Genomic DNA, 936 nt, shown 5'->3' with positions numbered 1-936 from the left:
GTGTATAACCGGTGGTGTCTTTCCCCTGCGAGGTTTTGGTGCCGCCGATGCCAAGCTTGTTCCGTTTTTTCTTTTTGACGTACCAGCGGGTCTGGCTGCCGGTCTCCGTGGTGATGCGTTCCCCCTGGGTGGCGATATTATGCAGTTCGCCAATATTGCCCGCCAGTGCGCCGCCGGCGACGATTTGGCTGTCGTGATTGGTCACCTGCGCGCTATTGAGGGTCAGATTGCCGCCGGCCAGCATTTTACCGGGGTCACTGTGTGTGACCTGCGTTTCCCTGACGGTCCGGGTGTACTGATATTCATCAAAGTTATCGCTGCGGCTGCCATCCGGCATGATGGCCTCGTGCACGCCGTATTTGTTGTGGTGAGAAGTGTCCACCTGTGACCAGTCATAGCGGGTGGTCTGGCCGCGCAATACCGCGTCGTGATGGGGCGATTTTTCCGTTTCGACGACCTGAGTCACCAACCCGGCGTTGGTGTTGTTAATCTGGTCGGCATTAATGGTCAAATGACGCCCGGCTTCTATTGTCGCCGCGTGGTTATTGAGCTCACGCGCCTGACCGGTAGCTTTCAGGGTATTATCCAACTGGCCGCCGATGCGCATGTCGCCCACGCTGTCAATCTGCGCATGATGCTGGTTGTTGAGCGTGCCGGTGCCGATATCCAGCCGGTCACGGGCCGCAATGACCGCAGCTTTGCCGTCCTGTGCGGTGTTATTCAGGGTCCCCGTCTGGAGGGCGAGCTGGTCCCCGTAAATCCGTCCGGTGCCGGTGTTGGTCAGGGTGTTAGCCGTGAGATGGGTCAAACCGCCGTCTATCAGTCCCGTATTATTCAGGGTGTCGTGAACATTAACCTGCGTTTTCCCGGCGCTGATTTCCGCGGTCTGAGTATTGGTAAGGTTTTTGGCGGTCAGCTGCACGGTTTGCCCGGCGA

1 pseudogene is annotated in these 936 nt (G+C 58.1%); it reads right to left on the bottom strand.

The features are described from left to right. Positions 1–936: pseudogene (locus AM629_RS22895) on the bottom strand (hemagglutinin repeat-containing protein); the annotation flags it as partial.

Origin of the sequence: Photorhabdus heterorhabditis, assembly GCF_001280945.1 — a bacterium.
GTDB classification, from domain to species: domain Bacteria; phylum Pseudomonadota; class Gammaproteobacteria; order Enterobacterales; family Enterobacteriaceae; genus Photorhabdus; species Photorhabdus heterorhabditis.
The sequence above is the reverse complement of the archived record's forward strand: the minus strand, read 5'-3'. Positions and strand labels throughout refer to the sequence as shown.